This window comes from Streptomyces sp. NPDC096013 (genome assembly GCF_044763565.1).
In the GTDB taxonomy this organism is placed as follows: Bacteria; Actinomycetota; Actinomycetes; order Streptomycetales; family Streptomycetaceae; genus Streptomyces.
Genome location: NZ_JBIWGK010000018.1, coordinates 118,061 through 144,532, shown reverse-complemented (window position 1 = coordinate 144,532; position 26,472 = coordinate 118,061). Strand labels below are relative to the sequence as shown.

The 26,472-nt window shown below is 70.0% G+C and carries 30 protein-coding genes; 13 read left to right on the top strand and 17 right to left on the bottom strand.

The window, feature by feature from the left end:
• Positions 1–62: 62 nt before the first annotated feature.
• Positions 63–815: an MBL fold metallo-hydrolase gene (locus ACIRB1_RS39770; RefSeq protein ID WP_403468943.1), complete on the bottom strand. Its 753-nt coding sequence runs from the start codon at positions 813–815 to the stop codon at positions 63–65.
• Positions 816–1,029: 214 nt separating this feature from the next.
• Here ACIRB1_RS39770 and ACIRB1_RS39765 point away from each other — a divergent pair, with 214 nt between their 5' ends.
• Positions 1,030–1,446 (top strand): type II toxin-antitoxin system PemK/MazF family toxin, encoded by a 417-nt coding sequence (locus ACIRB1_RS39765; RefSeq protein WP_403468942.1) that lies wholly within the window; start codon positions 1,030–1,032, stop codon positions 1,444–1,446.
• Between the two features lie 58 nt (positions 1,447–1,504).
• On the opposite strand, the gene ACIRB1_RS39760 is transcribed toward ACIRB1_RS39765, so the two are convergent.
• The 7 genes from ACIRB1_RS39760 to clpS all read right to left on the bottom strand — a co-directional run bounded on the left by ACIRB1_RS39760 (position 1,505) and on the right by clpS (position 6,202).
• Entirely contained in the window at positions 1,505–2,455 is a 951-nt protein-coding gene (locus ACIRB1_RS39760; RefSeq protein WP_352184318.1) for a cysteine synthase, read from the bottom strand.
• Between the two features lie 6 nt (positions 2,456–2,461).
• Positions 2,462–2,740, bottom strand: coding sequence for a MoaD/ThiS family protein (locus ACIRB1_RS39755; RefSeq protein ID WP_266769135.1), 279 nt, complete (start codon positions 2,738–2,740; stop codon positions 2,462–2,464).
• 104 nt (positions 2,741–2,844) lie between these two features.
• Positions 2,845–2,940 carry a putative leader peptide gene (locus ACIRB1_RS39750; RefSeq protein ID WP_323185335.1) on the bottom strand — a complete coding sequence of 32 codons (96 nt, stop codon included), beginning with the start codon at positions 2,938–2,940 and terminating at the stop codon, positions 2,845–2,847.
• Positions 2,941–3,030: 90 nt separating this feature from the next.
• A complete protein-coding gene (locus tag ACIRB1_RS39745; protein WP_352184317.1) occupies positions 3,031–3,459 on the bottom strand; it encodes a M67 family metallopeptidase in 429 nt (142 codons plus the stop codon).
• Positions 3,460–3,543: 84 nt separating this feature from the next.
• Positions 3,544–4,968, bottom strand: a complete 1,425-nt coding sequence (locus ACIRB1_RS39740) for an amino acid permease (protein WP_352184316.1) — start codon at positions 4,966–4,968, stop codon at positions 3,544–3,546.
• 298 nt (positions 4,969–5,266) lie between these two features.
• Entirely contained in the window at positions 5,267–5,872 is a 606-nt protein-coding gene (locus tag ACIRB1_RS39735; protein WP_352184315.1) for a DUF2017 domain-containing protein, read from the bottom strand.
• Positions 5,873–5,884: 12 nt separating this feature from the next.
• On the bottom strand, positions 5,885–6,202 hold the full coding sequence (gene clpS / locus ACIRB1_RS39730) for an ATP-dependent Clp protease adapter ClpS (RefSeq protein ID WP_352184314.1): 318 nt from the start codon (positions 6,200–6,202) through the stop codon (positions 5,885–5,887).
• A 160-nt stretch (positions 6,203–6,362) separates the two neighbouring features.
• Between clpS and ACIRB1_RS39725 the strand changes: the two genes are divergently transcribed.
• Both ACIRB1_RS39725 and ACIRB1_RS39720 read left to right on the top strand, forming a co-directional pair.
• Positions 6,363–7,709 (top strand): nicotinate phosphoribosyltransferase, encoded by a 1,347-nt coding sequence (locus tag ACIRB1_RS39725; RefSeq protein ID WP_352184313.1) that lies wholly within the window; start codon positions 6,363–6,365, stop codon positions 7,707–7,709.
• Positions 7,710–7,795: 86 nt separating this feature from the next.
• Entirely contained in the window at positions 7,796–8,380 is a 585-nt protein-coding gene (locus ACIRB1_RS39720) for a nicotinamidase (protein ID WP_403468941.1), read from the top strand.
• Between the two features lie 367 nt (positions 8,381–8,747).
• On the opposite strand, the gene ACIRB1_RS39715 is transcribed toward ACIRB1_RS39720, so the two are convergent.
• A complete protein-coding gene (locus ACIRB1_RS39715; RefSeq protein ID WP_403468940.1) occupies positions 8,748–9,101 on the bottom strand; it encodes a hypothetical protein in 354 nt (117 codons plus the stop codon).
• Between the two features lie 135 nt (positions 9,102–9,236).
• Complete coding sequence (locus ACIRB1_RS39710; protein ID WP_403468939.1) at positions 9,237–11,579, bottom strand: immune inhibitor A domain-containing protein; 2,343 nt, start codon at positions 11,577–11,579, stop codon at positions 9,237–9,239.
• Positions 11,580–12,012: 433 nt separating this feature from the next.
• Here ACIRB1_RS39710 and ACIRB1_RS39705 point away from each other — a divergent pair, with 433 nt between their 5' ends.
• Positions 12,013–12,333, top strand: coding sequence for a hypothetical protein (locus ACIRB1_RS39705; RefSeq protein WP_352184310.1), 321 nt, complete (start codon positions 12,013–12,015; stop codon positions 12,331–12,333).
• 108 nt (positions 12,334–12,441) lie between these two features.
• Here the strand turns inward: ACIRB1_RS39705 and ACIRB1_RS39700 are convergent, their stop codons facing one another.
• Positions 12,442–13,080, bottom strand: a complete 639-nt coding sequence (locus ACIRB1_RS39700) for an RDD family protein (protein WP_403468938.1) — start codon at positions 13,078–13,080, stop codon at positions 12,442–12,444.
• A gap of 89 nt (positions 13,081–13,169) precedes the next feature.
• A complete protein-coding gene (locus ACIRB1_RS39695; protein WP_403468937.1) occupies positions 13,170–14,687 on the bottom strand; it encodes an RDD family protein in 1,518 nt (505 codons plus the stop codon).
• Between the two features lie 265 nt (positions 14,688–14,952).
• Here ACIRB1_RS39695 and ACIRB1_RS39690 point away from each other — a divergent pair, with 265 nt between their 5' ends.
• Positions 14,953–15,426, top strand: coding sequence for an SsgA family sporulation/cell division regulator (locus ACIRB1_RS39690; protein WP_266769148.1), 474 nt, complete (start codon positions 14,953–14,955; stop codon positions 15,424–15,426).
• 16 nt (positions 15,427–15,442) lie between these two features.
• On the opposite strand, the gene ACIRB1_RS39685 is transcribed toward ACIRB1_RS39690, so the two are convergent.
• Complete coding sequence (locus tag ACIRB1_RS39685; RefSeq protein WP_403468936.1) at positions 15,443–16,849, bottom strand: FAD-binding oxidoreductase; 1,407 nt, start codon at positions 16,847–16,849, stop codon at positions 15,443–15,445.
• A gap of 92 nt (positions 16,850–16,941) precedes the next feature.
• Here ACIRB1_RS39685 and ACIRB1_RS39680 point away from each other — a divergent pair, with 92 nt between their 5' ends.
• Positions 16,942–18,393: a tetratricopeptide repeat protein gene (locus ACIRB1_RS39680; RefSeq protein WP_403468935.1), complete on the top strand. Its 1,452-nt coding sequence runs from the start codon at positions 16,942–16,944 to the stop codon at positions 18,391–18,393.
• A gap of 39 nt (positions 18,394–18,432) precedes the next feature.
• On the opposite strand, the gene ACIRB1_RS39675 is transcribed toward ACIRB1_RS39680, so the two are convergent.
• The 3 genes from ACIRB1_RS39675 to hppD all read right to left on the bottom strand — a co-directional run bounded on the left by ACIRB1_RS39675 (position 18,433) and on the right by hppD (position 20,477).
• A complete protein-coding gene (locus tag ACIRB1_RS39675; RefSeq protein WP_403468934.1) occupies positions 18,433–18,921 on the bottom strand; it encodes a hypothetical protein in 489 nt (162 codons plus the stop codon).
• A 102-nt stretch (positions 18,922–19,023) separates the two neighbouring features.
• Complete coding sequence (locus ACIRB1_RS39670) at positions 19,024–19,299, bottom strand: hypothetical protein (protein WP_403468933.1); 276 nt, start codon at positions 19,297–19,299, stop codon at positions 19,024–19,026.
• Between the two features lie 32 nt (positions 19,300–19,331).
• Positions 19,332–20,477 (bottom strand): 4-hydroxyphenylpyruvate dioxygenase, encoded by a 1,146-nt coding sequence (gene hppD / locus ACIRB1_RS39665; protein ID WP_352184304.1) that lies wholly within the window; start codon positions 20,475–20,477, stop codon positions 19,332–19,334.
• Between the two features lie 124 nt (positions 20,478–20,601).
• On the opposite strand from hppD, the gene ACIRB1_RS39660 reads away from it, so the two are divergent.
• From ACIRB1_RS39660 to ACIRB1_RS39630, 7 genes are all read left to right on the top strand, one after another.
• Positions 20,602–21,093 (top strand): Lrp/AsnC family transcriptional regulator, encoded by a 492-nt coding sequence (locus tag ACIRB1_RS39660; RefSeq protein ID WP_352184303.1) that lies wholly within the window; start codon positions 20,602–20,604, stop codon positions 21,091–21,093.
• Between the two features lie 12 nt (positions 21,094–21,105).
• Entirely contained in the window at positions 21,106–21,753 is a 648-nt protein-coding gene (locus ACIRB1_RS39655; protein WP_352184302.1) for an ABC transporter permease, read from the top strand.
• A complete protein-coding gene (locus ACIRB1_RS39650; RefSeq protein WP_328831137.1) occupies positions 21,746–22,993 on the top strand; it encodes a betaine/proline/choline family ABC transporter ATP-binding protein in 1,248 nt (415 codons plus the stop codon). Before ACIRB1_RS39655 ends, ACIRB1_RS39650 begins: the two co-directional genes overlap by 8 nt.
• Positions 22,990–23,793, top strand: coding sequence for an ABC transporter permease (locus ACIRB1_RS39645; protein ID WP_403468932.1), 804 nt, complete (start codon positions 22,990–22,992; stop codon positions 23,791–23,793). Before ACIRB1_RS39650 ends, ACIRB1_RS39645 begins: the two co-directional genes overlap by 4 nt.
• A complete protein-coding gene (locus tag ACIRB1_RS39640) occupies positions 23,790–24,746 on the top strand; it encodes a glycine betaine ABC transporter substrate-binding protein (RefSeq protein WP_403468931.1) in 957 nt (318 codons plus the stop codon). Before ACIRB1_RS39645 ends, ACIRB1_RS39640 begins: the two co-directional genes overlap by 4 nt.
• Before the next feature lie 81 nt (positions 24,747–24,827).
• Entirely contained in the window at positions 24,828–25,412 is a 585-nt protein-coding gene (locus ACIRB1_RS39635) for an ArsR/SmtB family transcription factor (protein ID WP_403468930.1), read from the top strand.
• A gap of 11 nt (positions 25,413–25,423) precedes the next feature.
• The gene (locus tag ACIRB1_RS39630; RefSeq protein ID WP_403468929.1) at positions 25,424–25,612 is read left to right on the top strand and encodes a hypothetical protein; all 189 of its coding nucleotides are present in this window, start codon (positions 25,424–25,426) and stop codon (positions 25,610–25,612) included.
• Here the strand turns inward: ACIRB1_RS39630 and ACIRB1_RS39625 are convergent.
• The gene (locus ACIRB1_RS39625) at positions 25,609–26,403 is read right to left on the bottom strand and encodes a S16 family serine protease (protein ID WP_352184297.1); all 795 of its coding nucleotides are present in this window, start codon (positions 26,401–26,403) and stop codon (positions 25,609–25,611) included. The genes ACIRB1_RS39630 and ACIRB1_RS39625 overlap by 4 nt on opposite strands.
• Between the last annotated feature and the right edge of the window lie 69 nt (positions 26,404–26,472).

The window sequence follows — 26,472 nt, the reverse complement described above, 5'->3', positions numbered from 1 at the left end:
GAGCCCAGCGTGACGAAGACCCCCGGCACCTTTCGGTACCGGGGGCCTTCGCCCACGCAGAGCTAGATGTCGTACGACATTCTCGGCGCCGCCAGTTCCACCGGGCCCGCGTAGGCCTCCCGCGCGTCGGCCAGGTTGGTCTGGGGGTCGGTCCACGGGGGGATGTGGGTCAGCACCAGGCGCCTGACCCCCGCCCTGGTCGCCGTCTCGCCCGCCTCGCGGCCGTTGAGGTGGAGGTCGGGGATGTTCTCCTTGCCGTGGGTGAACGCGGCCTCGCACAGGAACAGGTCGGTGTCCCGGGCGAGTTCGTCGAGGGACTCGCTGACGCCCGTGTCGCCGGAGTACGTCAGGGACCGCCCGCCGTGCTCGACGCGGATGCCGTACGCCTCGACGGGGTGGCGGACCCGCTCGGTGTGCACGGTGAAGGGGCCGACGTCGAACGTGGACGGCTTCACCGTGTGGAAGTCGAAGACCTCGCTCATCGAGGACGCGGTGGGGGTGTCGGCGTAGGCCGTGGTCAGACGGTGTTCGGTGCCCTCGGGGCCGTAGACCGGGATGGGGTCGCAACGGCCGCCGTCGTGGCGGTAGTAGCGCGCGACGAAGTACGCGCACATGTCGATGCAGTGGTCGGCGTGCAGATGGCTGAGGAAGATCGCGTCGAGGTTGTAGAGACCGCAGTGGCGCTGCAGCTCGCCGAGGGCGCCGTTGCCCATGTCGAGGAGCAGCCGGAAGCCGTCGGCCTCTACGAGGTAGCTCGAACAGGCCGATTCCGCGGACGGGAACGACCCCGAGCAGCCGACGACGGTGAGCTTCATAAAGCAGAAACCTCCGCTGGCGGGAACTTCTGGAGTTGGGTGACGGGGGTCGTGCGGTCCGTCGAGCGTAAGGCGCAAAAGGGCGGGTCGCTCCTCCGCCAAGGGCTGTTGTGGGGCAACTCACCTGTGGTGTCACCGGTTCGGCTGGAACCGGGGCGTGTGGGGTGTGCCATGGGGCGCGCGGCGTTGTGTGCGCGCCGGTACGGTCGTCCGTATGAACATGTACTGGTGGCTCGGGCTTGCGGCGGTGGCGTTGCTGGCACTGGTCGCGACGCTGGTCGACGGGTGGGGGCGGTCGTCCCGGCGGGGTCGCGGGGACCGGCCTCGGCCCGCGGAGATCTGGTGGGCGAACGTGCCCTACGAGGATCAGCCCGGGGCGGCGAAGGACCGGCCCTGTCTGGTGCTGGCGGTGCGGGGGCGGAAGGTCACCGTCGCGAAGATCACCAGCAAGCAGCACGAGGGGCGGGGCGGGGTGATTCCCTTGCCGCCGGGTGCCGTCGACGACGCCCGGGGGCGGGCCAGCTATCTGGAGACCGACGAGGTGCGGAAGGTGCCGGTGTCCGAGTTCCGGCGCAGGGTCGGGGTGGTGGACCCGGTCCTCTGGGATCAGGTCCGTCACCTCAGCAGCTGAAGCGCCCCGCGCCCCCGGAACCCCCGGAAAGCAGGGGGTATCCCTCAAACCCCTTGCGTCACGCCCAGAGTTGGCCCTGGAGTGTGGCGATCGCCTCTTCTGTCGTGGCCGCCGTGTAGACGCCTGTCGACAGGTACTTCCACCCGCCGTCCGCCACCACGAAGGCGATGTCCGCGGACTCCCCCGCCGCTACGGCCTTCCTGCCGACGCCGATCGCCGCGTGGAGGGCCGCGCCGGTGGAGACGCCGGCGAAGATGCCCTCCTGCTGGAGGAGTTCCCGGGTCCGGGTGACCGCGTCGGCCGAACCGACGGAGAAGCGGGTGGTCAGGACCGAGGCGTCGTAGAGCTCGGGGACGAAGCCCTCGTCGAGGTTGCGCAGGCCGTAGACCAGGTCGTCGTAGCGGGGTTCGGCGGCGACGATCTTCACGTCCGGCTTGTGCTCGCGGAGGTAGCGGCCCACGCCCATGAGCGTGCCCGTGGTGCCGAGGCCGGCCACGAAGTGGGTGATCGACGGGAGGTCGGTGAGGATCTCCGGGCCCGTCGTCGCGTAGTGGGCGCCCGCGTTGTCCGGGTTGCCGTACTGGTAGAGCATGACCCAGTCCGGGTGTTCGGCGGCGAGTTCCTTCGCCACGCGGACGGCCGTGTTGGAGCCGCCCGCCGCGGGGCTGGGGATGATCTCGGCGCCCCACATGTTGAGCAGGTCGCGGCGTTCCTGGGAGGTGTTCTCGGGCATCACGCAGACCATGCGGTAGCCCTTGAGCTTGGCGGCCATGGCGAGGGAGATGCCGGTGTTGCCCGAGGTGGGTTCCAGGATGGTGCAGCCGGGGGTGAGGCGGCCGTCCTTCTCCGCCTGTTCGATCATGTGCAGGGCCGGGCGGTCCTTGACCGAGCCGGTCGGGTTGCGGTCCTCCAGCTTGGCCCAGATGCGGACGTCGGTGGACGGCGAGAGCCGCGGCAGGCGCACCAGAGGGGTGTTGCCCACCGCGGCCAGCGGGGAGTCGTAACGCATCGACGATCAGGCCATGCCGCCGGCGACGGCCGGCAGGATCGTGACGTTGTCGCCGTCCGACAGCTTGGTGTTGATGCCGTCGAGGAAGCGGACGTCCTCGTCGTTCAGGTACACGTTGACGAAGCGGCGCAGTTCGCCGCCGTCCACGATGCGGGCCTGGATGCCCGCGTGCCGGGTCTCGAGGTCGGCGAAGAGCGCGGCGAGGTTCTCACCGGCACCCTCGACGGCCTTCTGGCCGTCGGTGTAGGTGCGGAGGATGGTGGGGATGCGGACCTCGATGGCCATGGCAGAGGGCTCCTGTTCGGAAGCGGAAGGGTCTGGTCTCGGTGGGCGCGCAGCCCGGGCATGGGCGCGCCGCGGCGCACGGCCGTACGGCGACAGCGCGGGGGTCAACAGATGGCGCTGTTCGACCTGCACAGGTCGACGTGCAGCCGCGCCACGAGCAGCGTGCCCGGCGCCTTGTCGCTCACGTCGAGAAGAACCATGGGCTCATCGTATCGATTCCCTGTCCGGTCCCCGGTAGGGGATCTCACGCTTCGGACGGATTTCATCCGGAGTACGAGATCAGGACCGGATCAGTACGACTCCACCACCTTGACGTCCTCCTCCGTGACCACGCCTTCCAGGATCTGGTACGAGCGGAACTGGAAGGGGCCCGCCTCGTCGGTGTCGGCGGTGGAGACGAGGACGTAGTGGGCGCCGGGTTCGTTGGCGTAGGCGATGTCGGTGCGGGAGGGGTAGGCCTCGGTCGCGGTGTGGGAGTGGTAGATGATCACCGGCTCCTCGTCGCGGTCGTCCAGGTCCCGGTAGAGCTTGAGCAGGTCCTGCGAGTCGAACTCGTAGAACGTGGGTGAGCGGGCCGCGTTCAGCATCGGGACGAAGCGCTCGGGGCGGCCCTGGCCCACCGGGCCCGCGACGACTCCGCACGCCTCGTCGGGGTGGTCCGCGCGCGCGTGGGCGACGATCTGGTCGAAGAGGGCCTGGGTGATGGTCAGGGTCGGCATGGTGGTCAGGATAAGCAGGAAACGGAAAGGGGCCGCCCTGTACCGAGTGGTGGTACGGGGCGGCCCACATGGTGGGCTGAGTGGTCAGCCGACCTTCTCGAACTCCGGGTCGCGGCGCTCGGTGACCCGCGGGTTGCGGGACTTGAGGACGAACCAGCCCGCGGCCAGGGCGACGGTCCAGCCGGCCATGACGTAGAGACAGACCCGGGAGTCGGGGTCGTAGGCGATGAGGCCGGTGACGAAGAGGAGGAAGGCGATGGCGATCCAGCTGCACTTCGCGCCGCCGGGGGCCGGGAAGGGCGAGGCGGGGAGGCGGCCCGCGTCGACGGCGCGGCGGTAGAGGACGTGGCTGATCAGGATCATCAGCCAGGTCCAGATGCCGGCGGCGGTGGCCACCGAGGTGACGTAGCCGAACGCCTTCTCCGGGACGACGTAGTTGAGGACGACGCCGATGCCCATGAAGGCGACGGAGACCGTGATGCCGGTCGCCGGGGTCTTGGAGGCGGAGAGCCTGCTGAAGACCTTCGGGGCCTCGCCGTTGTCCGCGAGGGTGCGGAGCATGCGGCCCGTGGAGTACATGCCCGAGTTGCAGGAGGACAGGGCCGCGGTGAGGACCACGAAGTTGACGATTCCGGCGCCCGCCGGGATGCCGATCTTCGCGAAGGCCTCGACGAACGGGCTGACGCCGGGGGCGAATTCGGTCCACTTCACGACGCAGAGGATGACGGTGAGGGCGCCGACGTAGAAGAGGGCGATGCGCCAGGGGAGGGTGTTGATCGCCTTGGGGAGGGTCTTCTCCGGGTTCTCGGACTCGCCCGCGGTGACGCCGACCAGCTCGACGGCGAGGTAGGCGAACATCACGCCCTGGAGGGTCATCAGGGAGGAGCCGATGCCCTTGGGGAAGAAGCCGTCGAACTGCCAGAGGTTGGCGACGGAGGCGGTGTCACCGGCGCTGCTGAAGCCGAAGGTGAGGACGCCCAGGCCGATCACGATCATGCCGATGAGCGCGGTGACCTTGACCATCGAGAACCAGAACTCGATCTCGCCGAACAGCTTCACCGAGATCAGGTTGGCCACGAAGAGGATGACCAGGAAGGCGAGCGCGGTCACCCACTGGGAGACGGCGGGGAACCAGTAGTTGACGTAGATGGCGGCGGCCGTAAGTTCGGCCATGCCGGTGACCACCCACATCAGCCAGTACGTCCAGGCGGTGAAGTAGCCGAAGAACGGGCCGAGGAACTCGCGTGAGTACTCCGCGAAGGAGCCCGACACCGGGCGGTACAGGAGCAGTTCGCCCAGTGCCCGCATGATGAAGAAGATGATCACGCCCGCGAGGGCGTACATGAAGATGAGGCTGGGTCCGGCCTTGGCGATGTTCGCCCCGGCCCCCAGGAAGAGGCCGACGCCGACGGCGCCGCCGATCGCGATCATCTGGACCTGACGGCTGCCGAGCCCGCGCTCGTACCCCTCCTCGGGGGTGCTGTCCGTCTCGACCTGAGCGGAGGTCATGTGTGGTGCGCCTTTCTCCGAATCCCCCCGTGAACTGGAGCTGCCCGGCCGAGGTCCGTCGGCCGTACGGCGAACCCGGCGGGACATGGATGGCGTCCGCCGGGCGGTCGTGAAGATCTATCACGGTCGCGCCGGAGATCATCGGCGGAGTTTGTGGCGCACACCACAGGAAGAAGCGGACAAAACGCCGCCGGGGGCGGCAATCCCGGCCGCCGTGGTGACCTCATCGTTATGCGGATTTGAGCGTCCGCTGAGCGAACACGAAACCGTCACATAGCGCGGTACGAGGCCCGGCGTATCACCGCATAAGGGTCGAGACGAGGGTCTCCTGAAGCCCGCCCAGCCAGAGGTACGCCATCACCATCGGCTTGCGCGGGTCCTCGTCCGGCAGCCGGTAGAGGTCGTCGGTGTCGTCCTCGTCGGTGATGTCGAGGCGGGAACCGATCGCCAGGCGCAGGTCGTTGAGCGCGCCGAGCCACTGCCGGGACTCCTCGGCGGTGAGCTTGAGGATCGCGCCGCCGTCACCGCCGGGGGTCAGCGCGTCCAGGGTGCGGACCACCACGAGGGCGTTCTCGCGCTTGCCCGCGCGGAGGTCGTTCTCGGTGAAGCGGCGGAACTCGGCGGAGTGCGCCATCCGTTCCTCCGCGTCCTGCGGGGAGTCGGGGGCCTGCTCCGGGTCGGTGTAGGCGTCCGGGAACAGGCGCCGGAGCACCGGGTCGGCGGGCGGCTCGCTCGGGCCCTCGGCGAAGAGTTCCGCGAGGGGGTCGTCGGAGGTGTCCTCGCCCGGTCCCGGGCCGATCAGCTCAAGGAGCTGCACGGCCAGGGAGCGGATGATGGAGATCTCGACGTCGTCGAGCGCGACGGCCGCGCCGCCGCCGTGGAGCGGTTCGAAGTGTCCTGGCATCGGGATGGGTCGCTACTTCCGGTCCTGCTGGAGGGTGGCCCACAGACCGTAGCCGTGCATCGCCTGCACGTCGCGCTCCATCTCCTCGCGGCTTCCGCTGGAGACGACCGCGCGGCCCTTGTGGTGGACGTCCATCATGAGCTTGGTGGCCTTGTCCTTGGAGTAGCCGAAGTAGGTCTGGAAGACGTACGCGACATAGCTCATGAGGTTGACCGGGTCGTTGTGCACGATCGTGACCCAGGGGACGTCCGGCTCGGGTACGGCGAAGGCCTCCTCCGCCGGCTCGGTCCGTTCGATCTCCAGGGGTGCGGGTGACGTCACACGGCCCATGCTGCCACCACAAGGGGGTGCCCGCACAAATGGACCCCACAAATCGTCAGAGTGACGAGATGGGAGTACCATCCGTTGCCATGCGGCACACACCGGGGGACGACCCCCGGACCCCCGGCGGACCTGGGGGCACCCTGAAAAACACGACCAGGAGAGTTCAGTGGACGTAGCGGACCTTGGGCTGCCGGTGGACGTTCCCTCGACGGCGCTCTTCACCGACCACTACGAGCTGACGATGCTCCAGGCCGCCCTCAAGGCGGGCACGGCCGACCGGCGTTCGGTCTTCGAGGTCTTCACCCGGCGGCTGCCCGAAGGACGGCGCTACGGCGTCGTCGCGGGCACCGGACGCGTCCTGGACGCGGTGGAGAACTTCCGGTTCGACGGGGACGTCCTCGGCTTCCTGCGCGAGCACGACGTCATCAACGAGGAGACCCTGGAATGGCTCGCCGCCTACCGCTTCAGCGGTGACATCTGGGGCTACCCGGAGGGCGAGGTGTACTTCCCGGGCTCGCCGATCATGCGCGTCGAGGGCTCCTTCGCCGAGTGCGTGCTCCTGGAGACGGTGATCCTCTCCATCCTCAACCACGACTCCGCGATCGCGGCCGCCGCCTCCCGCATGGCCTCCGCCGCCGGTGACCGCCCGCTCATCGAGATGGGCGCCCGCCGCACCCACGAGCTGGCCGCCGTCGCCGCCTCCCGCGCCGCCTACGTCGGCGGCTTCGCCACCACCTCCGACCTCGCGGCCGGCTTCCGCTACGGCATCCCGACCGTCGGCACCTCCGCGCACGCCTTCACCCTGCTCCACGACAACGAACGCGACGCCTTCCAGGCCCAGGTGGACTCCCTGGGCCGGAACACCACCCTGCTCGTCGACACCTACGACGTCACCGAGGCGGTCCGTACGGCGGTCGAGGTCGCCGGTCCCGAGCTCGGCGCCGTCCGCATCGACTCCGGCGACCTGCTGCTCGTCGCGCACCGGGTGCGGCAGCAGCTGGACGAGCTGGGCGCCGTCAACACGAAGATCGTGGTGACCTCCGACCTGGACGAGTACGCCATCGCCTCGCTGGCGGCGGCGCCCGTGGACGCGTACGGCGTCGGCACCCAGCTGGTGACCGGCTCAGGGCACCCGACCTGCTCGATGGTCTACAAGCTGGTCGCCCGCGCCGAGTCCGCCGACCCGAAGGCGCCGCTGGTGCCGGTCGCGAAGAAGTCCAGCGGCGGCAAGACGTCGATCGGCGGGCGCAAGTGGGCCGCGCGGCGCCTGGACGCCGACGGGTACGCGGAGGCCGAGGTCATCGGCACCGGACCGGTCCCGCAGGAGTTCGCCGACCGGCAGCTGCTCGTCGAGCTGGTCAGGGGCGGCGAGGTCGTCGCCCGCGAACCGCTGGACGTCGTACGCGACCGGCATGCCGTCGCCCGCGGCAACCTGCCGTTGTCGGCGACCCAGCTGTCGCGCGGGGAGGCCGTGATTCCGACGGAGTACGTGCAGCTGCGGTCGGGTAGTTAAGACCCGCACGAGAATCAGGGGTGCGCCCTCCCGCAGTACCGCCGAAGTCTCTAGGCTCGAATCTCACACCGTCGGAGGACACCACCATGCGCCGCGCCTTGATCGTCGTTGACGTGCAGAACGACTTCTGCGAGGGGGGCAGCCTCGCGGTGTCCGGGGGCGCGGACGTGGCCGCCGCCGTGACCGAGCTGATCGGGCAGGCACCTGCCGGGTACCGGCATGTCGTGGCCACCCGCGACCACCACATCGCGCCCGGCGGACACTTCGCCGACAACCCCGACTACGCGCACTCCTGGCCCGCGCACTGTGTCGCGGGTACGGAGGGGGTCGGCTTCCATCCGAACTTCGCGCCCGCGGTGGCCTCCGGGGCGATCGACGCCGTGTTCGACAAGGGGGCGTACGCGGCGGCGTACAGCGGGTTCGAGGGGCGGGACGAGAACGGGGTCTCGCTCGGGGAGTGGTTGCGGGCGCGGGAGATCGACGAGGTGGATGTGGTCGGGATCGCCACCGACCACTGCGTGAAGGCGACGGCGTTGGACGCGGTGCGGGAGGGGTTCCGTACGCAGGTGCTGCTGGACCTGACGGCCGGGGTGGCGAAGGAGACCACCGACCGGGCGCTGGATGAACTGCGTTCGGCCGGGGTGGAGCTGACCGGAAAGCCCGTCGTCTAGTTGTTCTTCGTCTGCGGGCCCGGTGGGGGCTGGTCGCGCAGTTCCTCGCGCCCCTGAAAAACCCGGCTGTGTCCTGTCCGCGGGCCCGTGGGGCTTCTCGCGCAGTTCCTCGCGCCCCTGAAAAACCCGGCTGTGTCCTGTCCGCGGGGCCGTGGGGCTTCTCGCGCAGTTCCTCGCGCCCCTATGGGGCGCGGTACGGCAGCGAGGTATTGCGGCGTCAGCCGCATCTGAAGGGGCGCGGGGAACGGCGCGACCAGCCCCCACTCGGCCGCACACGACACACAACCCCGCTTCACAGGGGCGCGGGGAACTGCGCGACAAGCCCCCACCGGGCCCGCAGCCGACACACCGCCCCACCGGCGGAGCCTTACGCCGGGGCGGCCGGCCGGCGGAGCAGCGCCTTGATCGGATGCCACAGCTCCTGCGGCAGCTCGCGCCCGGGGATCACGACAGCGTTGTCAGGCGGAGGGGCCGTGCGCCATATCAGCCCATCGGGGTGGTGCAGGACGGCCGTGATCTCGTCCGGCGTGGGCGGCTCCGCGTTGCCCCGCAGGTAGACGGCCCGCATCCCGAGGTTGCGGAGCCGCGTCAGCGCCCGGGCACGGTTGCGGGCGTGGACGAGCACGCGGACGCAGCCGTCACCCTGGGCGCTGGGTCTGGGCAGGTTCAACGCCACCACCACGCTGCCGGTCGGCAGCTTGCAGAAACCTCCTGCGGACAATGCGGTCACACCCCCTGGCGGGTCGGATTCGATCTCGGTGTCAATAAGCCAAGCACAGGACGCACCTAAACACGTATCGGCGGCGACCCGCCAGTGGGTCGCCGCCGACACCTTTCTGACCTGCGCTTTTACCGACTACTTCGTCGAGGGACCGACCTGGACGCTCACCGTCGAGCCGTCATGCGGCTGCTTGACGATCTTGATCCGGGTGTTGGTGTCAGTGATCTTGACACCGGCTGTCGGGTTCGACGTGTCGTAGTAGGTCGACCGGCCGTCGTCGAAGACGGGCACGCCGGGCTGCGACTTCACCTTGGTCGCGACGTCGGCGTTGTGCAGCGTCATGCCGTCCGTCCGCTCCAGGCCGAACGGCGAGTCGTAGGCCTGCACGCGGTTGCGCATCAGCGTGCCGTCGGACCACTTCAGCTGCGCCGGGTGGGAGTCGATCGGCAGGATCAGACCCGTGCCGGGGTGCTCGCTGGTGTTGTCGTCCGCCTGCGAGGTGTCCCACTTCCAGATCAACAGGCCGTTCTGGTAGGCGTAGTGCTCCACCCAGTCCGGACGGGTCGTCGAGAAGCCGAAGTTGTACGGGCCGACCTTCAACACCTTGTCGTACGACACGTATTGACGGTTCTCGGCGATGTAGTACTGCGGGTAGTCGTCCGTGAAGGACGCCCCGATGCGCGAGAAGCCGTCGGCGGTCCAGGCCGGGTCCGCGGACTCGGCGTTGTCGGAGAAGAGGGTCGCGCCGTCGGCGGTCACCGTGATCTCGTCGGCCGCGAAGCCCTTCTGGGCGACTCCGCTGTCGGTCTGGTAGCGGAAGCGGACGTCGATCTTCTGGCCCGCGTAGGCGTCCAGCGGGTAGGTCAGCTTCTGGTACGCCGCCGCCGTGCCGGTGAGCGCCGGGTTGCCGCTGCCGTCACGCGGGATGGCGGAGCCGTCGGCCAGCTTGCCGTCGATCGGGGTCCAGCTCGTGCCGCCGTTCGTGGACACCTCGGTGTAGAGGAAGTCGTAGTCGGCCTCGATGTCGTAGTAGCCGTCCAGGGTGAGGGCGGCGGACGACTTGCCCGTCAGGTCCACGGAACGGGACAGGGTGTTGCTCAGGCTGTTGCCGCTGCCGCTCCACCACTGTGTGGCGCCCTGCGCCGGGGTGACGACGTCGGTGGTGACCGCCTTCTGGGGCAACTGCACGACCAGCGCCTGGGGGTTCTTGGTGTTGTACTCCGCGACGCCCAGGGTGTGCTTGGACTTGGTGCCGGCCTTGGCGATGTCGTAGTCCAGCCAGCCCAGTTGGAGCTTGTCCCAGGCGTTCATGTCGCCGGGCAGGTCGCCGATGGCCTCCTTGCCGGTGCCGAGCCAGGAGCCGGACGACATCAGCGTCCAGAAGCCGGTGGAGTTCTCGCCGCCCGCGGTGTCGTACTCGTCGGGCAGGCCGAGGTCGTGGCCGTACTCGTGGGCGTAGACGCCGAGTCCGCCGTTCTCCGGCTGGATCGTGTAGTCGCCGACCCAGAGGCCGGTGTCGCCGACCTGGGTGCCACCGAGCTTGTTGGTGTCCGGGCCGGTGGAGCCGGCGTCGGTGCCGAAGGCGTACCAGCGGTGGGCCCAGATCGCGTCCTCGCCCTGCGCGCCGCCGCCGGCGGACTCGTCCTCGCCGGCGTGCACGATCTGGAAGTGGTCGATGTAGCCGTCGGGCTCGTTGAAGTTGCCGTCGCCGTCGTAGTCGTAGCGGTCCCACTGGTCGAACTGGGCCAGCTCGGTGTGGATCTCGGCGGCGGTGTCGCCCGCGGCCTCGCGCTGGGCGACCCAGGCGTTGACGCCGTCCTGGACCGCGTACCAGGCGCCGGTGGAGGCGTCGTTGGAGCCGTAACGGGCCTCGTTGTAGGGGACCTTGACCCAGTCGGTGACCTCGCCGTCGACCGAGTAGCGGCCCGAGGACTGCTTCTCGTAGTACTTCTTGAGCGACTCGGTCTTCTTGCCGGTGCCGAAGTACAGGTCCTGGAAGTGGGCCTGGTTGTAATCCGCCTGCCAGGCCGTGGAGTTGTCCTTCGCGCGGTCGGGCGCGGCTATCTGGTTGTGCAGCGGGCCGATGGTGCCGCCGTAGCGGGGGTCGACCTTGTCGCCGAACTCGACCAGGATCGTGAAGATCTTGTCGGTCTTCTCCCGGCCCAGTTCGACGTACTTGCTCCTGCCGCCCTTGCTCTTGAGCTGGACGACCTGCGAGCCGTTGCGGTCCTTGACCGACGCCTTGCCGGATATGACCTGGTTCAGGGCCTCTTGCCGCTGCGCGTCCTGGGTCTTGCTCAGCGGGCCGTCGAGGTCGTGCTCCTTCTGTGCGACCGGTGCCGGGTCGTGCCGGTCCACAGTGGCGGGCTTGGCCGAGGTGTCGGCCTCCGCCACGGCGAACGTCGAGAACGTGGCGGTGGCCGCCGCGAGGGCCACGCCCACCGCGGCCGCTCTGAACGTCCAGGGTCTGCTGGTCACTTGAGGTCCTCCCCTGCGCACCCGACCGCGCGGAAGGGGGGTCCTGGAAGTCATGGAAGGTCCGCGCGCGGTGTACGCGTGATAGTCAAGTGCCGTTATTTGACTAGAGGTTTACGGGAAAAGACAGATCTTGACTTGAGCAGGACAAGTGCACTATACGAAGCCGGGGTCCGCTTTGCGGACACGCACGGGCGACTCGGGTCTCGCTCAACGGGCGCGTACATCCGTCCACTTGGTGGACGGTATGACTCCGTGCGCCCCCCATGCACCGGAGCTGTGGGTTAGGTCATGCTTACTGCACGTTCCACTCGGGCATGCAGGCGAATAGAGTCGACTGGCGGAACGCCCGGAACCGGCGGAAAACCAGGCCGACATCGTAGTCGCACCCCCCTTTCACAGCTCCCCTCCATTGCCTAACGAGGACTCGATTGCCATGCCTCGTCCGACTGCCGCACAGCTCGCCTACGGTTCATGCACCGTGATCTTCTCGACGCTCGCCATGCTGCTGCTGTCACAGACGAACTCGGGTCTGGGGATCGCGGTCATCGCATGCGCGGCGCTCGCCCTCGGACTGCTCGTCTCCCTGACGGTGGCGCAGCCCAGGACCAGGGCCGCGACGGTGGCCCAGGCCGCCGGGCGGACCGCGACACCCTCCTCCGTGCCCCAGCCGCGGGTCCCGGTGCCGGTACGGCGGGAGACCGTCTCCGCCGCCGTCTCCGCCGCGGAGCCCGTACGGGAGCGGAGCACTCCCTAGACCAAGCCCAGGGCCATGTGCCGCCTCCGCCATGCGAATCGGCGGGTCCGCAGAGACACGGACCCGCCGATTCGCTGTGCGCGCACCGAAGACGCGCCGCCGCTCACGTCACCGCGTGCTGACCACCACGGTCTTGGCGGCCTTGTCGTGCAGTCCCTGCTTGTACGGCTTGTCGAAGAAGCTCCAGCCGCCGCAGATCGCCGTCCAGATGCAGGCGCAGCAGAACGCGAACGGAATCCACAGCACCGCCGCCCGGATCAGGTTGGTCTGCACGGAGGGCGTCGAGCCGTTGTCGAGGTTGGCCACCCGCAGGCCCATCCACTTCTTGCCCAGCGTCTGCCCTGACTTGGCCATCATCACGGTGTCGTAGCCGATGTAGAGCACGGCCGCGGTGAGCGACTGCCCGAGGGACTTGGCGTAGGACATGTGGTCGGAGTTGACGTCGTACTCGTGCACCCCGAAGGCCCAGGTCAGCAGCCATACGACGATCCCGACGAGGATCAGGTCGATGATCCGGGCGAGGGTGCGCCGGCCGCTCTCGGCGAGCGGGGGCATGCCGGCCAGCGGGTCGGTGGGGTAGGAGCCGCCGCCGTAGGGGTCACCGCCACCGCCGCCGTACGGAGGGGGCTGGTTCCCGAAGGACTGGTCGTACGGTGAGCCCGATCCCTGGCCAGGAGGGGGCTGCTTCCTGAACGGGTCGTCTTCCGGCGGCTGCTGGCCGGAGCCCGGAGGCGGTTCGGTGCTCATGGCCCGAGTCGACCGTGAACCGCCCGGCTCCGCATCCGGCGAGCGTCCGTCCGGGGTACGGAATCAGGTACCCCGGATGCCGTAGGCCCCTATGCCGCTACGAACGTATGCGCCGCCTTGTCGTGCCAGCACTGGCGCCAGGGCCGGTCGAACAGGCACCAGACGACGCCGACGGCACCGATGCCGACCAGCCCCGGGACGCTGTACACCAGCCAGCGGCGCAGCGCCCCGCCGAAGGTGGGCGGCTCGTGGCTCTCGATGCCGCGCACCTCGATCCCGCAGAGCTTCTTGCCGAGGGTGCGGCCCCACTTGGCGGTGGGCAGCGCTTCGTAGAGGACGCCGAAGAGGAGGAGCACGGCGAGGACGATGCCGAGGTAGAGGGTCGTGGTGCCGTCCAGCAGCCACACCGTCTCGGTCCGGCCGGAGAGCTTGGCCGCGTCGATCTTCCCGTCGATGTGGTCGGCGGCCCTGGTGCCCAGCGGTACGGCGGCGGCCGCGGTGACCGCGCCGAGCACGACGCTGTCGATCAGCCGGGCGACCAGCCGCCTGCCGAGCCCCGCGGGCCGCGCCGCCGACTGCCGCCGGGCCGCCGCCTGGAACACGTCCTCCACGGGCGGCTTCCAGGGCGCCACGGGCCCGTCCTCGTCGCCCGCCAGCCGATGCACCTGCTGCGCCCAGGACGGCTGCCCGCCGCCATTACCGGGGGCCATCGGAGTCGGTACGGCGGCCCCCTGCGGCTGCGCGGGACCGGCCTGCTGCGGGACACCGGGGGCGGACTGCTGGGGCCCGGAGAGGGCCGTAGGAGCGGCGGAGGCGGGTGCCCCGGTGCCGGTGCCCGCCTGGCCCGCCTGGGCCTGTGCGGCGCGTGCCGCGGCGGCCTTTCCGGCGCCGAAGCCGGGGCCGGAGGGGTCGGCGGCAGGGGCGGTCCCGGCGGGGTTGCCGGCCCCCGGACGGTGCGCTGCCGGGTTGGGCGGACCGAAGCCTCCCGCGGCGGCGGGTTCGTCGCTCACGGGACTCCGCGAGGCGAAGCCCCCTGCCCCCGCGCCCTGTTGAGGCATGCGCGGGGTCGGGCGGCGGAACGTGGTCGTGCCCTCGTCGGCGACCGGGGGCGAGCTGTCCGCGCTTCCGGTGGCCGGGCGGCGGAACACGAAGGTGCCGGGGTCGGGCGACTCCTCCGGGGAGTTCGTCGCCGCGCCGTCCGGGCCGGGGGCGTGGGCCGGGGGGTCCGCGGGCACTCTCGGGTCCGCGCCGGTTCGCGGGTCCGGGGCACCCCAGGAGACACGGCGGTCCTGCTCGGCGCTGAAGCCGGACTGGTGGGCACGGTCCGCGCCCCAGGCCGCCGCCGGTTCGGGGCGGCTGCCGTGCTGGGCGTCGGCCGGGCTGACGGGCGCCGGGTCCTCGTCGAAGAAGTGCGGGCCGGTCTCCTCGACGGACTGGCCCGGGGCGCCCGGCGCGGCGAGCGGCCGTCCGTCCGACGGCGCCGGGCGGCTGGTGCCGGGCACCCAGGCCGCGCCGTTCCAGTACCGGACATATCCAGGAATGGACGGGTCCGGGTAGTACCCCTCGCGGGGCCTGTCGTCACCGGGTGCCGGGGTTGGGGCGCTCATGTCCGTCGTCCCGTATCTGCTCGGAGGTCAAATGGGGGTGTCCACATCTATCAGACCCGCACGACCGGCACTGCCCGTCCCGCCGGACCCACCCCGATCCGGGCAAGCTCGTGCACGGAGTCCACACGCCCCGAAGCCCCGCGAAGCCTTCGTGACCCGGCGCGGAAAAAAAGATTCCCGAAGTCGCGTAATGCTCGAGCCCGCCCGCCCTCTCCACTCGTACGGACCCACCGCGGGGTCCGGTCAGCGAGAGGAGACACACGCCATGCACACAGTCGTGGAGCGGGAGTTGGAGCTCAAACTCATCCTGTCCCCGGAGCGGAGCATTCCGGTCCCGGCCCGGCTCAGCTACCGCACCGATGATCCCTACGCCGTCCACATCGCCTTCCACATCACCTCCGAGCAGCCCGTGAACTGGACGTTCGCCCGCGAACTCCTCGTCGAGGGCGTGTTCCGGCCGTGCGGGCACGGGGACGTACGGGTGTGGCCGACGAAGGTGGAGGGGCGCAGTGTCGTCCTGATGGCCCTGAGTTCACCCGACGGCGACGCCCTCCTGGAGGCCCCGGCCGCCCAGGTGTCGGCGTGGCTGGAGCGCACCCTCAGGGTGGTCCCCCCGGGCTCTGAGGCGGAGCAGCTCGGCATCGACGACGGCCTGGCCGAGCTGCTCGCACCAACCCCGGCCGACGACCTGTGGCTGCGCGACCCGTGGCCGTCGGACGAGTCGAAGGACGGGGAGTGAGCCGCGGGGAGGAACGTCAGAAGAGCTTGCCCGGGTTGAGGAGGCCCAGCGGGTCGAAGGCCGTCTTGACCGCCCGCTGCATCTCCACGCCCACCGGGCCGAGTTCGCGGGCCAGCCACTCCTTCTTCAGGACACCGACGCCGTGCTCGCCGGTGATGGTGCCGCCGAGTTCCAGGCCCAGCGCCATGATCTCGTCGAAGGACTCACGGGCGCGCCGGGACTCGTCGGCGTCCTGCGCGTCGAAGCAGACGGTGGGGTGCGTGTTGCCGTCACCGGCGTGCGCGCAGACGCCGATCGTCAGCCCGTACTTCACGCCGATCCGTTCCACCCCTTCGAGCATCTCGCCGAGCCGCGACCGGGGCACGCACACGTCGTCGATCATCGTCGTGCCCTTGACGGCCTCCAGTGCCGTGAGCGACAACCGCCGTGCCTGGAGCAGCAGTTCGGACTCGGCGGCGTCCTCGGCGGGCACCACCTGGGTGCCTCCGGCCGCCTCGCAGAGCGCTCCCACGGCGGCCAGGTCGGCGGCCGGGTCCGCCGTGTCGAAGGCGGCGAGCAGCAGCGCCTCGGTCGTCTCGGGCAGCCCCATGTGGGCGAGGTCGTTGACGGCCTTGACGGTCGTACGGTCCATCAGTTCGAGGAGGGACGGCACGTGCCCGCCGGCCATGATCCGGCACACGGCGTCGCACGCGGCGGCCGCGGAGGCGAACTCGGCGGCCAGGACGAGCTGTTGGGGCGGCCGCGGCTTCAGCGCGAGGACCGCCTTCACGACGATGCCGAGCGAGCCCTCCGACCCGACGAACAGCCGGGTCAGGTCGTACCCGGCGACCCCCTTCGCCGTCCGCCGGCCGGTGCTCATCAGCCGCCCGTCGGCGAGGACGACGTCCAGACCGAGGACGTACTCGGCCGTCACCCCGTACTTCACGCAGCACAGGCCGCCGGACGCGGTGCCGATGTTGCCGCCGATCGTGCACGTCTCCCAGCTGGAGGGGTCCGGCGGGTAGTAGAGCCCGTGTTCGTTGACCGCGCGGGAGAGCGCCGCGTTGACGACGCCCGGCTCGACGACCGCGATGCGGTCGACCGGGCTGATCTCCAGGATGCGGTCCATCCTGACCAGGGACAGCACGATGCAGCCCTCGGACGCGTTGGCCGCGCCCGACAGGCCGGTGCGGGCGCCCTGCGGGACGACCGGGAGGCGCAGCTCGGTGGCGACGCGCATGACGTGCTGGACCTGCTCGACCGTGCGCGGCAGCACCACCACCGCAGGGGTGCCGGACGGGCAGAAGCTCGCCATGTCGTTGGCGTACGAGACCGTGACGTCCGGATCGGTGAGGACGGCCTCGGCGGGCAGCCCGGCCAGCAGCCGGTCGAGGAGGGTTCCGGTGTCCTGGTCGCGAGGCGCTTCGATACGGCTCATGATCACAGCGTCGCACTCGCGGCCATCGGTGTGAACCCCGTCCGCGCGCGGCTTTCGGTGGCGGGATGTGGTCGTCGTACTGACGCAGAGTGAGCGCCATGGAGAACGAACAGCGGAGTCCGGGTACGTCCCTGGTGGCGGAACCGCGGCAGCGCCGCTCCCCCGTTCTGCGGCGGGTGCTGCTCGGCGCGGTCGCCGGGTGCGCGGTGCTCGGCGGGCTGCTGTGGCTGCTGCCCGAGGAGCCGCGCCCGGCACCGCCGCCCGCGCCGGGGCCCAAGGCGCAGGCGCTGACCGCGGTGACCGCCGGGGTGCCGGCCGCGCTGCCGGACCTGGCCGCGCTGATCGGCGACCGGGAGACGCGGGTACGGGTCCATCCGGGGGACGCCCGGTCGTGGGCGGTGCTCGGCTCGGCCTATGTGGAGCAGGGGCGGCGGACCGGGGACACCCTGTACTACCCGAAGGCCGAGGAGGCCCTGCGTACCGCGCTGAGGGTGCGGACGCGGGGCAACGACGCGAACCCCGTGGCGATGGACGGTCTTGCGGCCCTGGCGAACGAGCGGCGGGACTTCCGGGCGGCGCGCACCTGGGGCGAGGCCGCGGTGAAGGCGGCGCCGCGCCGCTGGACGACGTATCCGCTGCTGATCGACGCGTACACCGGCCTCGGCGACTACAAGGCGGCCCGGCGCACCCTCGACAGACTGCTGGAGCTGCACACCGGGCCGGCCGTGATGGCACGGGCCGCCGCCGTCTACCGCGACCGGGGCTGGCGCGAGGACGCCGCCGCCCAGCTCGCGGACGCGGCGGCGAAGGCCACCGCCCCCGCCGAACAGGCCGCCTGGCTTCAGCGCTCCGGCGAGCTGGCCTGGGAACGCGGGGACCGCGAGGTCGCGCTGCGGCACTTCGAGGCGGCCGTACGGCTCGACCCCGACCAGCGCGAGGCGCTCGCCGGAGAGGGCCGCGCGCTCGCCGCGCTGGGCCGCACCTCGGAGGCCCTGAACGCCTACCAGGTCGCCCTCGCCAAACAGCCGACCCCTCAATACGCCCTGGAACTGGGCGAGTTGTACGAGTCCCTGGGTCTCGCGCAGGCCGCTCGCGTGCAGTACGACACGCTGCGCGCCCTCGCCGCGAAGGACGCGGCGGCCGGTGTGGACGACGAACTCGTCCTCGGCGTCTTCGAGGCCGACCACGGCGACGCGCACGACGCCGTACGGCGGCTGCGGGCCGAGTGGACCCGGCAGCCGGGCATCCCGGTGGCCGACGCGCTGGGGTGGGCGCTGCACCGGGCCGGGCAGGACGAGGAGGCCCTGAAGTTCGCGTCGGTGGCGACGGACCGGGTGCACGGCGGCGGGGTGCGGGACGCGCTGTACATGTTCCACCGGGGCATGATCGAGCGGCAGACGGAGAAGTACGCGTCCGCGCGCCGCCATCTCCAGGAGGCGCTCCAGATCAACCCGTACTTCTCGCCGCTGCGCGTGCCGCTGGCCCAGGCGGCGCTGACGGCGCTGGGCGAGCCGCCGAACGAGCCGCCGCCCTCCGGCACGCCGGGCTGAGCGGCCAGGACTACGGCAAGGCGGGCTGAGCGTCCGGGGCTACGGCTTGGAGCAGAGCGAGAACAGGCGTGCTCCCGTCGCCCCCGACGCGAACCCCATGTACAGCCGGGTACCGGGCTTCCTGCGGACGGCGAGGCCCTCCGGTTCGCGGTGGGTGAGGGTGTAGCCGGCCTCCGTGCGGGAGCGCTGGACGAGGGCGCCGGTGCGGATGTCGAGGCAGGAGACGTAGGTGTTGCCGTGCTTCGCGGGCGGGTTGGTCGTGGAGTCGTAGGCGGAGCCCGCGAGTTGGTAGAGATGGTCGCCGTCGAGGGCGTAGCCCTGGAACGGGATCGACGGGTCCGGGTGCGCGCCGGTCTGGGCGAGGTCGGCGACGGGAGCGGAGTAGTCGCGGGCCACGAAGGCGTCCAGGTCCCAGACGCGGTACCGGGGTCGGTTGGCCAGGCGGTAGCGGATCGCTATGCGCTTCGAGGCCATGCAGACCGTCGGCTGGTTGTTGGTGGAGTTCGGGATCGGCTTGCGGATCGCCACGTCGGCGGCGGTGCGGGTGGCGCCGTTCGCGAAGTGGAAGCGGGTGACGGCCTGGCCGTAGGCACCGCCCGAACCGGCCTTCGCGGCGGCCTCGGTCCAGATTCAGACGTCGCCGTCGGCGGTGTTCTGCACACCCATGCCGACGCCGTGGCCGAAGCCCTGGAGATGCATGTGCCCGAGCGGCTCGCCCGCGTAGTCGAGCTGGTTGAGGCAGAGGTTGCCGGCGTCTGCGCCGCCCGACCTCAACTGAAGGACGTACAGGCGCTGATGGACCTCGTCGAAGGCGAACGACTGGAGGACCGTGGGCTCGTGCAGCGTGCCCTTCCGCCACAGGCGGCGCACCGCCGGTACGGACAGATCGATCGGCGCGACGGCCACGGTCCTCCCAAGTCCCGTGCGGGACCCGCGTGTTACAGGTTGCCCCGCTTCTCCTGCTCCCGCTCGATCGCCTCGAACAGCGCCTTGAAGTTGCCCTTGCCGAAGCCCATCGAGCCGTGCCGCTCGATGAGTTCGAAGAACACCGTAGGACGGTCCTGGACCGGCTTGGTGAAGATCTGGAGAAGGTACCCGTCCTCGTCGCGGTCGGCGAGGATCTTCAGTTCGCGGAGGGTGTCGACGGGGACGCGGGTGTCGCCGACCCACTCGCCGAGGGTGTCGTAGTAGGAGTCGGGGGTGTCCAGGAAGCGCACCCCGGCCGCGCGCATGGTGCGTACCGTCCGCACGATGTCGTTGGTGTTGAGCGCGATGTGCTGGACGCCCGCGCCGCCGTAGAACTCCAGGTACTCGTCGATCTGCGACTTCTTCTTCGCGACGGCGGGCTCGTTGATCGGGAACTTGACCTTGAGGGTGCCGTCGGCGACGACCTTCGACATCAGGGCGCTGTACTCGGTCGCGATGTCGTCGCCCACGAACTCCTTCATGTTCGTGAAGCCCATGACCTTGTTGTAGAAGCCGACCCACTCGTTCATGTGGCCGAGTTCGACGTTGCCGACGCAGTGGTCGACGGCCTGGAAGGTGCGGTGGGCGGGGGCCTCGACCAGCGGCTCGGCGGGGGCGAAGCCGGGGAGGTAGGGGCCGTCGTAGCCGGTGCGCTCGACGAGGGTGTGGCGGGTCTCGCCGTAGGTGGCGATGGCGGCGAGGACCACCGTGCCGTGCTCGTCCTTGACCTCGTGCGGCTCGACGAGGGAGCGCGCGCCGTGCTCGACGGCGTACGCGTGGGCGGCGCGCGCGTCCGGCACCTCGATGGCGAGGTCGACGACACCGTCGCCGTGCTCGGCCACATGGCGGGTGAGGAACTCGCCCCACGGGGTGGCGGGCTTGATGACGGAGGTGAAGACGAAACGGGCGGAGCCGTTGGTGAGGACGTACGAGGCGGTCTCGCGGCTGCCGTTCTCCGGTCCGGAGTAGGCGACCAGCGTCATGCCGAAGGCCGTGGAGTAGTAGTGCGCCGCCTGCTTGGCGTTGCCCACGGCGAAGACGACCGCGTCCATTCCCTTGACCGGGAAGGGGTCGGCCTGCCGGGCGGTGTCGGGAGTGTGGTGTGTGGTCTGCGTCATGCCCGCAGGCTCCCCCTCACCGGCAAGGTGCGCAATAGTTTGCGTATCCGCTGGACAGTCTGTTCAGCGGTACGCCCGTTTCGGCGGGCTTTCTGTACAGGATGACCACCCTCGGAGGCGGGCCATGGGGATCGATCGACTGGACGGCCGGATCATCGTGCTGCTGGCCGAGGAGCCGCGCATCGGGGTGCTGGAGATGTCCCGGCGGCTGGGGGTGGCCCGGGGCACGGTGCAGGCGCGGCTGGACCGGCTTCAGTCGAATGGAGTCATCCGGGGATTCGGCCCGCAGGTCGATCCGGCGGCGCTCGGCTACCCGGTCACCGCGTTCGCGACGCTGGAGATCCGGCAGGGTCAAGGCCCGGACGTCCGGGCGCACTTGACGACCGTCCCCGAGGTCCTCGAACTGCACACCACCACCGGCAGCGGCGACATGCTGTGCCGCCTCGTGGCCCGCTCGAACGCCGATCTCCAGCGGGTCATCGACCGGGTTGTCGGTTTTGATGGCATTGTCCGGGCCGCCACCGCGATCGTGATGGAGAACCCCGTTCCGCTGCGGATCATCCCGCTGGTGGAACAGGCGGCCCTGGATCAGGAGAGGACGACCTGGCCGACGTAGGGGTGTGGGCATGTGAGCTTCTGGGAGTACGTGGGCAACCGGCACCAGCAACTGCTCACCGACGCCTATCAGCACGCCAGCGCGGTCTTCCAGTGCATGGTCGTGGCCACGCTGATCGGGGTGGTGATCGGGGTCGTCACCTATCGGAGCGAGTGGGCGGGCAACCTGGCCACCACGACCACGTCGACCATTCTGACCATTCCGTCGCTCGCCATGATCGGTCTGCTCATTCCGATCGTCGGCCTGGGCGTTCCGCCCACGGTGATCGCACTGACGCTCTACGGCCTGCTGCCGATCGTCCGTAACTCGATCGTGGGCCTGCGCGGGGTCGACCCGTCGCTGGTCGACGCGGCGACGGGCATCGGGATGTCCCGGCTGATGCGGCTCGTACGGGTCGAACTGCCGCTGGCCTGGCCGCCGATCCTCACCGGCATCCGGGTCTCCACGCAGATGCTGATGGGCATCGCGGCCATCGCGGCGTACGCCTCCGGGCCCGGCCTCGGCAACGAGATCTTCCGCGGCATCGGGTCGCTGGGCAGCAAGAACGCCCTCAACCAGGTGCTCGCGGGCACGCTCGGGATCATCATCCTGGCGCTGCTGTTCGACGCCGCGTACGTCCTTCTCGGACGGCTGACCATTCCCAGGGGGATCCGTGCCTGAGCCAGCAGCCACCACGACCTCCGGTGCCTCCATCGAGCTGGAGAACCTCACCAAGAAGTACCCCGGCACTCCGCAGCCGGCGGTCGAGAACGTCAACATGGAGATCAAGGCGGGCGAACTGGTCGTGTTCGTCGGGCCGTCCGGCTGCGGCAAGTCGACCACGCTCAAGATGATCAACCGGCTGATCGAGCCGACCGGCGGCCGCATCCGCATCGACGGCGAGGACGTCACCGACATCGACCCGGTGAGGCTGCGCCGCAAGGTCGGCTACGCGATCCAGTCGAGCGGGCTCTTCCCGCACATGACCGTCGCCCAGAACATCGCGCTGGTGCCGCGGATGATCGGCTGGTCGAAGTCCCGGATCAGGGACCGGGTGGAGGAGATGCTCGACCTGGTCGGTCTCGACGCCGGCGAGTTCCAGGGCCGCTATCCGCGCCAGCTCTCCGGCGGACAGCAGCAACGCGTCGGCGTGGCACGGGCGTTGGCCGCCGATCCGCCGGTGCTGCTGATGGACGAACCGTTCGGCGCGGTCGACCCGATCACTCGCGACCACCTCCAGGACGAGCTGATCAGGCTCCAGCACGAACTGCACAAGACGATCGTCTTCGTCACCCACGACTTCGACGAGGCGATCAAACTGGGCGACCGGATCGCGGTGCTGCGCGAACGCTCGCACATCGCGCAGTTCGACACCCCGGAGGCGATCCTCACCAACCCGGCGGACGACTTCGTGTCCGGGTTCGTGGGCGCGGGGGCGGCCCTGAAGCGGCTGAACCTGACCCGCGTACGGGACGTGGAGATCACCGACTATCCGACGGTCACCGTCGACGACCCGCTCCAGGACATCTTCGACAGGCTCCGGGAAAGCGGCACCAACGAGATCCTGCTGCTCGACAAGCGCGGCCGGCCCTACAAGTGGCTGCGGCGCGGCGACATGATGCGCGCCAAGGGCTCGCTGGCCCGGGCGGGCACGCTGGTCAGCGACACGGTGACCCGGGACGCGACGCTCCGGGACGCGCTGGAGGCGGTGCTCACCGACAACGCGGGCCGGGTCGCGGTCACCGGGCGGCGCGGCGAGTACACCGGGGTCGTCGACATGGAGACGCTGATGAACTCCGTGCACGAACTCCTGGAGGCCGACCGGCTGGAGGCGATGGAGGCCCAGCACGAGCTGGAGGAGGCCCGGGCCCTCCAGACGCACGCCGAGCAGGAGGGCGCCGGAGGGGAGGAGCCGGCGTGACCACCACCCCCGAACTGGAGGAAGAGGAGACGCCGGCCGCCGCGCCGCCGACTCCCCCGAAACGCCGTATCACCTGGCAGAAGCTGACGATCCTGCCCGCGTTCCTGGTGGCGGTCCTGCTGGCGACCTGGCTGTGGTTCAACCAGGCCCACCTGGACGCCATTTCGGAGAACGCGCTCTCCAACGGCCAGGTCAGCAAGGCCCTTTGGCAGCACGTCCAGCTCACCGTGATCTCCACGTTCTTCGTGCTGATCATCGCGATCCCGCTGGGCATCGTGCTGACCCGCAGGGCGTTCCGGAAGGCCGCCCCGGTGGCGATGACCTTCGCCAACATGGGCCAGGCCACCCCGGCCATCGGTCTGTTGGCCCTGCTGGTGATCTGGCTCGGCACCGGCGAGAAGGCGGCCCTGATCGGCATCATCATCTACGCCGTCCTGCCCGTCCTGTCCAACACCATCGCGGGCCTGAAGGCCAACGACCCGACCCTCCTCGAAGCCGCCCGGGGCATCGGCATGTCCCCACTCGGCGTCCTGTCAAAGGTGGAGCTGCCCCTCGCGGTCCCGCTGATCCTGGCCGGTGTCCGAACGGCCCTGGTCCTCAACGTCGGTACGGCCACCCTGGCGACCTTCGGCGGGGGCGGCGGCCTGGGCGTCCTGATCACCACCGGCATCACCACCCAGCGGATGCCGGTCCTGGTCCTCGGCTCGATCCTCACGGTCAGCCTCGCCCTGCTGGTGGACTGGCTGGCCTCGCTGGCCGAACTCCTGCTCCGCCCCAGGGGATTGGAGGCGGGCTCATGAAACGCACCTGTCTGGTGACGGTCGGCGCGCTCCTCGTGGTCTCCGGCTGCGGGCTGACCAGCGGCTCCCCCATGGTCGACGACGTCAGCCCCGGCACGGTCGGCCGTGGCGAGCCCCTCAAGGGCGCCCATCTCACCGTCACGTCGAAGGAGTTCACGGAGCAGCTGATCCTCGGCGCGATGATGGGCATCGCCTTCGAGGCGGCGGGCGCGGACGTCCTCGACCGGACCGGCATCCAGGGTTCGATCGGCGCGCGGGAGGCCGTCAAGTCCGGTGACGCGGACGGGATGTACGAGTACACCGGCACCGCGTGGATCACCTACCTCGGCAACAGCAAGCCGATCACCGACCCGATGAAGCAGTGGCAGGCGGTCCGGGACGCCGACCTCAAGAACGGCCTCACCTGGCTGCCGCCGTCCGCCCTCAACAACACCTACGCCCTCGCCATGAACCAGGCCAACTTCAAGAAGTACGGCACGAAGACGCTCTCCGAGGTGGCCGCGCTGGCGAAGAAGAACCCGGGGGCGGTGACGCTGTGCGTGGAGAGCGAGTTCGCCAACCGCGCGGACGGGCTGCCGGGCATGGAGAAGGCGTACGGCATGAACCTCCCCGCGAAGAACATCACGCAGATGGACACCGGGATCATCTACACCCAGGTGAAGAAGGGGAGTTGCACCTACGGCGAGGTCTTCACCACCGACGGCCGCATCAAGTCGATGAACCTCGCGGTGATGGCCGACGACAAGAAGTTCTTCCCCAACTACAACGCGGCGCCCGAGATCAACACGAAGGCGCTGAAGAAGTGGCCGGCCATCGCGAAGGTCCTGGACCCGGTCACGAAGAAGCTGAACAACACGGTGGCGCGGACGCTGAACGCGAAGGTGGACGTCGACGGGGAGGACCCCCATCAGGTGGCGCTGGACTGGATGAAGGCGGAGGGGTTGGTCAAGTAGGGGTGGTGGGGGGCGAGTTACAAAGAGCTGGTTGCAAAGAAGTGGTTGCAAGGACTTCTTTGCAACGGTAGCTTTGTGGGCATGCAGGAGCCCGAAGAACGGAAACGACACCGCCTCGACGCCCGCTCGCTGCGCGGTCTGGCACACCCGCTGCGGATGCAGCTGCTGGACGCGCTGCGGAACCACGGCCCGGCCACCGCCTCCCAACTGGGCGCCCGGCTGGGCGAGTCCAGCGGTGCGACCAGCTACCACCTGCGCCAGCTCGCCGCGCACGGGTTCGTCGAGGACGCCCCCGAGCAGGGCAAGGGCCGGGAGCGGTGGTGGCAGGTGGTGGACCAGGGGATCGTCTTCGACGCCGATGACTTCCAGGACGCCGGTCCCGAGGTCCGGGGACTGGCGGAGGCGTTCCTGCACGAGTTCGCGAACACCCACTCCCGCGAGCTGATCACCTGGCTCAACGGCCGCGGCAAGTGGGCCGAACCCTGGTCCCGCGCCTCCGACATGAGCAACGCGACGCTACGGCTGACCCCCGACCTGGCCGCCGAACTCGTCGAGAAGATGCACGCCCTGATCGACGAATACCGAGACCGCGTCCCCGACAAGGACACCCCGGAATCCGAGCAAGTGCGCATCCACACCCACCTGTTCCCCATCGAGACGGACTGAGAGGCACAACCATGTATGCGCACAGCCAGCTCGCACAGCAGCACATCGCCGAACTCCACGCCCAGGCCGACGCCCACCGCCTCGCCGCAGAAGCCCGACCGCCCCGCCGGGAACTCCGCATCCGCCTCGGCTGGACCCTCGTAGAACTCGGTCTGCGGCTCGCCTCGGCGCCCGCCGGTGCGAAACCGGCGCCGGTCTAGCAGCTGGGTACCGATCCCTTACCCGTCTCCAGCGCCTCCAGGGCGGACACCGCGCCCTTCAGGGTGGTCACCGGAACCAGTCGTAGTCCCTTGGGGAGTTCCGACTTGGCGTCCGAGCACTCCGCCCTCGGCACCAGGAACACCGTCGCACCGTCTCGTCGCGCGGCCTGGGTCTTGAGGGCCACTCCCCCGACCGCGCCGACCGTGCCGTCGGTGCCGATCGTCCCCGTACCGGCGATGGTGCGGCCGCCCGTGAGATCACCGCCGCTGCCGTTGCCGTCGAGCTTGTCGATGATGCCCAGGGTGAACAGCAGACCCGCGCTGGGGCCGCCGACGTCCGCGAGCTTCAGCGTGACCTTGACCTTCTTGTCGCTGAGGTGCAGATAGTCGAGCGCGGCGGTGGTCGCGTCGTCCTGCGACTCCTGCATCTGCTCGGTGTTGTGCTGCTCGATCTCCTTGACGCTGTTGCCGCTGGGGTAGACCGAGTCGCGCGGCATGACCGCCCGGTCTGTGCGGAACCAGCTGTCGAGCACATCGCTCAGCGAGACGTGCTGATCGGGTCCGGTCGCCTCGATCGTCGTCATACGCAGCTGACCGCTCGTCGTCCGCACCGGCGCCCCGGAGATGGTGATCACCGGGGTGCCCTGGTTGTCGCCGAGCACGTTCGCGGTCAGACCGGGCTGCGCCAGCGCGAACGGCAGCGGCGCGAGACCCGCCGTGGCGAGCAGTGCCACGACGGGCAGGGCGCAGACGGCTACGGCCTGGGGGCGCGTGAGGCGAGAGAGGAGCACGGGATCAATCTAACGCGAGGGTCAGTACCGGCCGGGAGCCGGTCAGGTCATGGCGCGTGGGGTGATCGC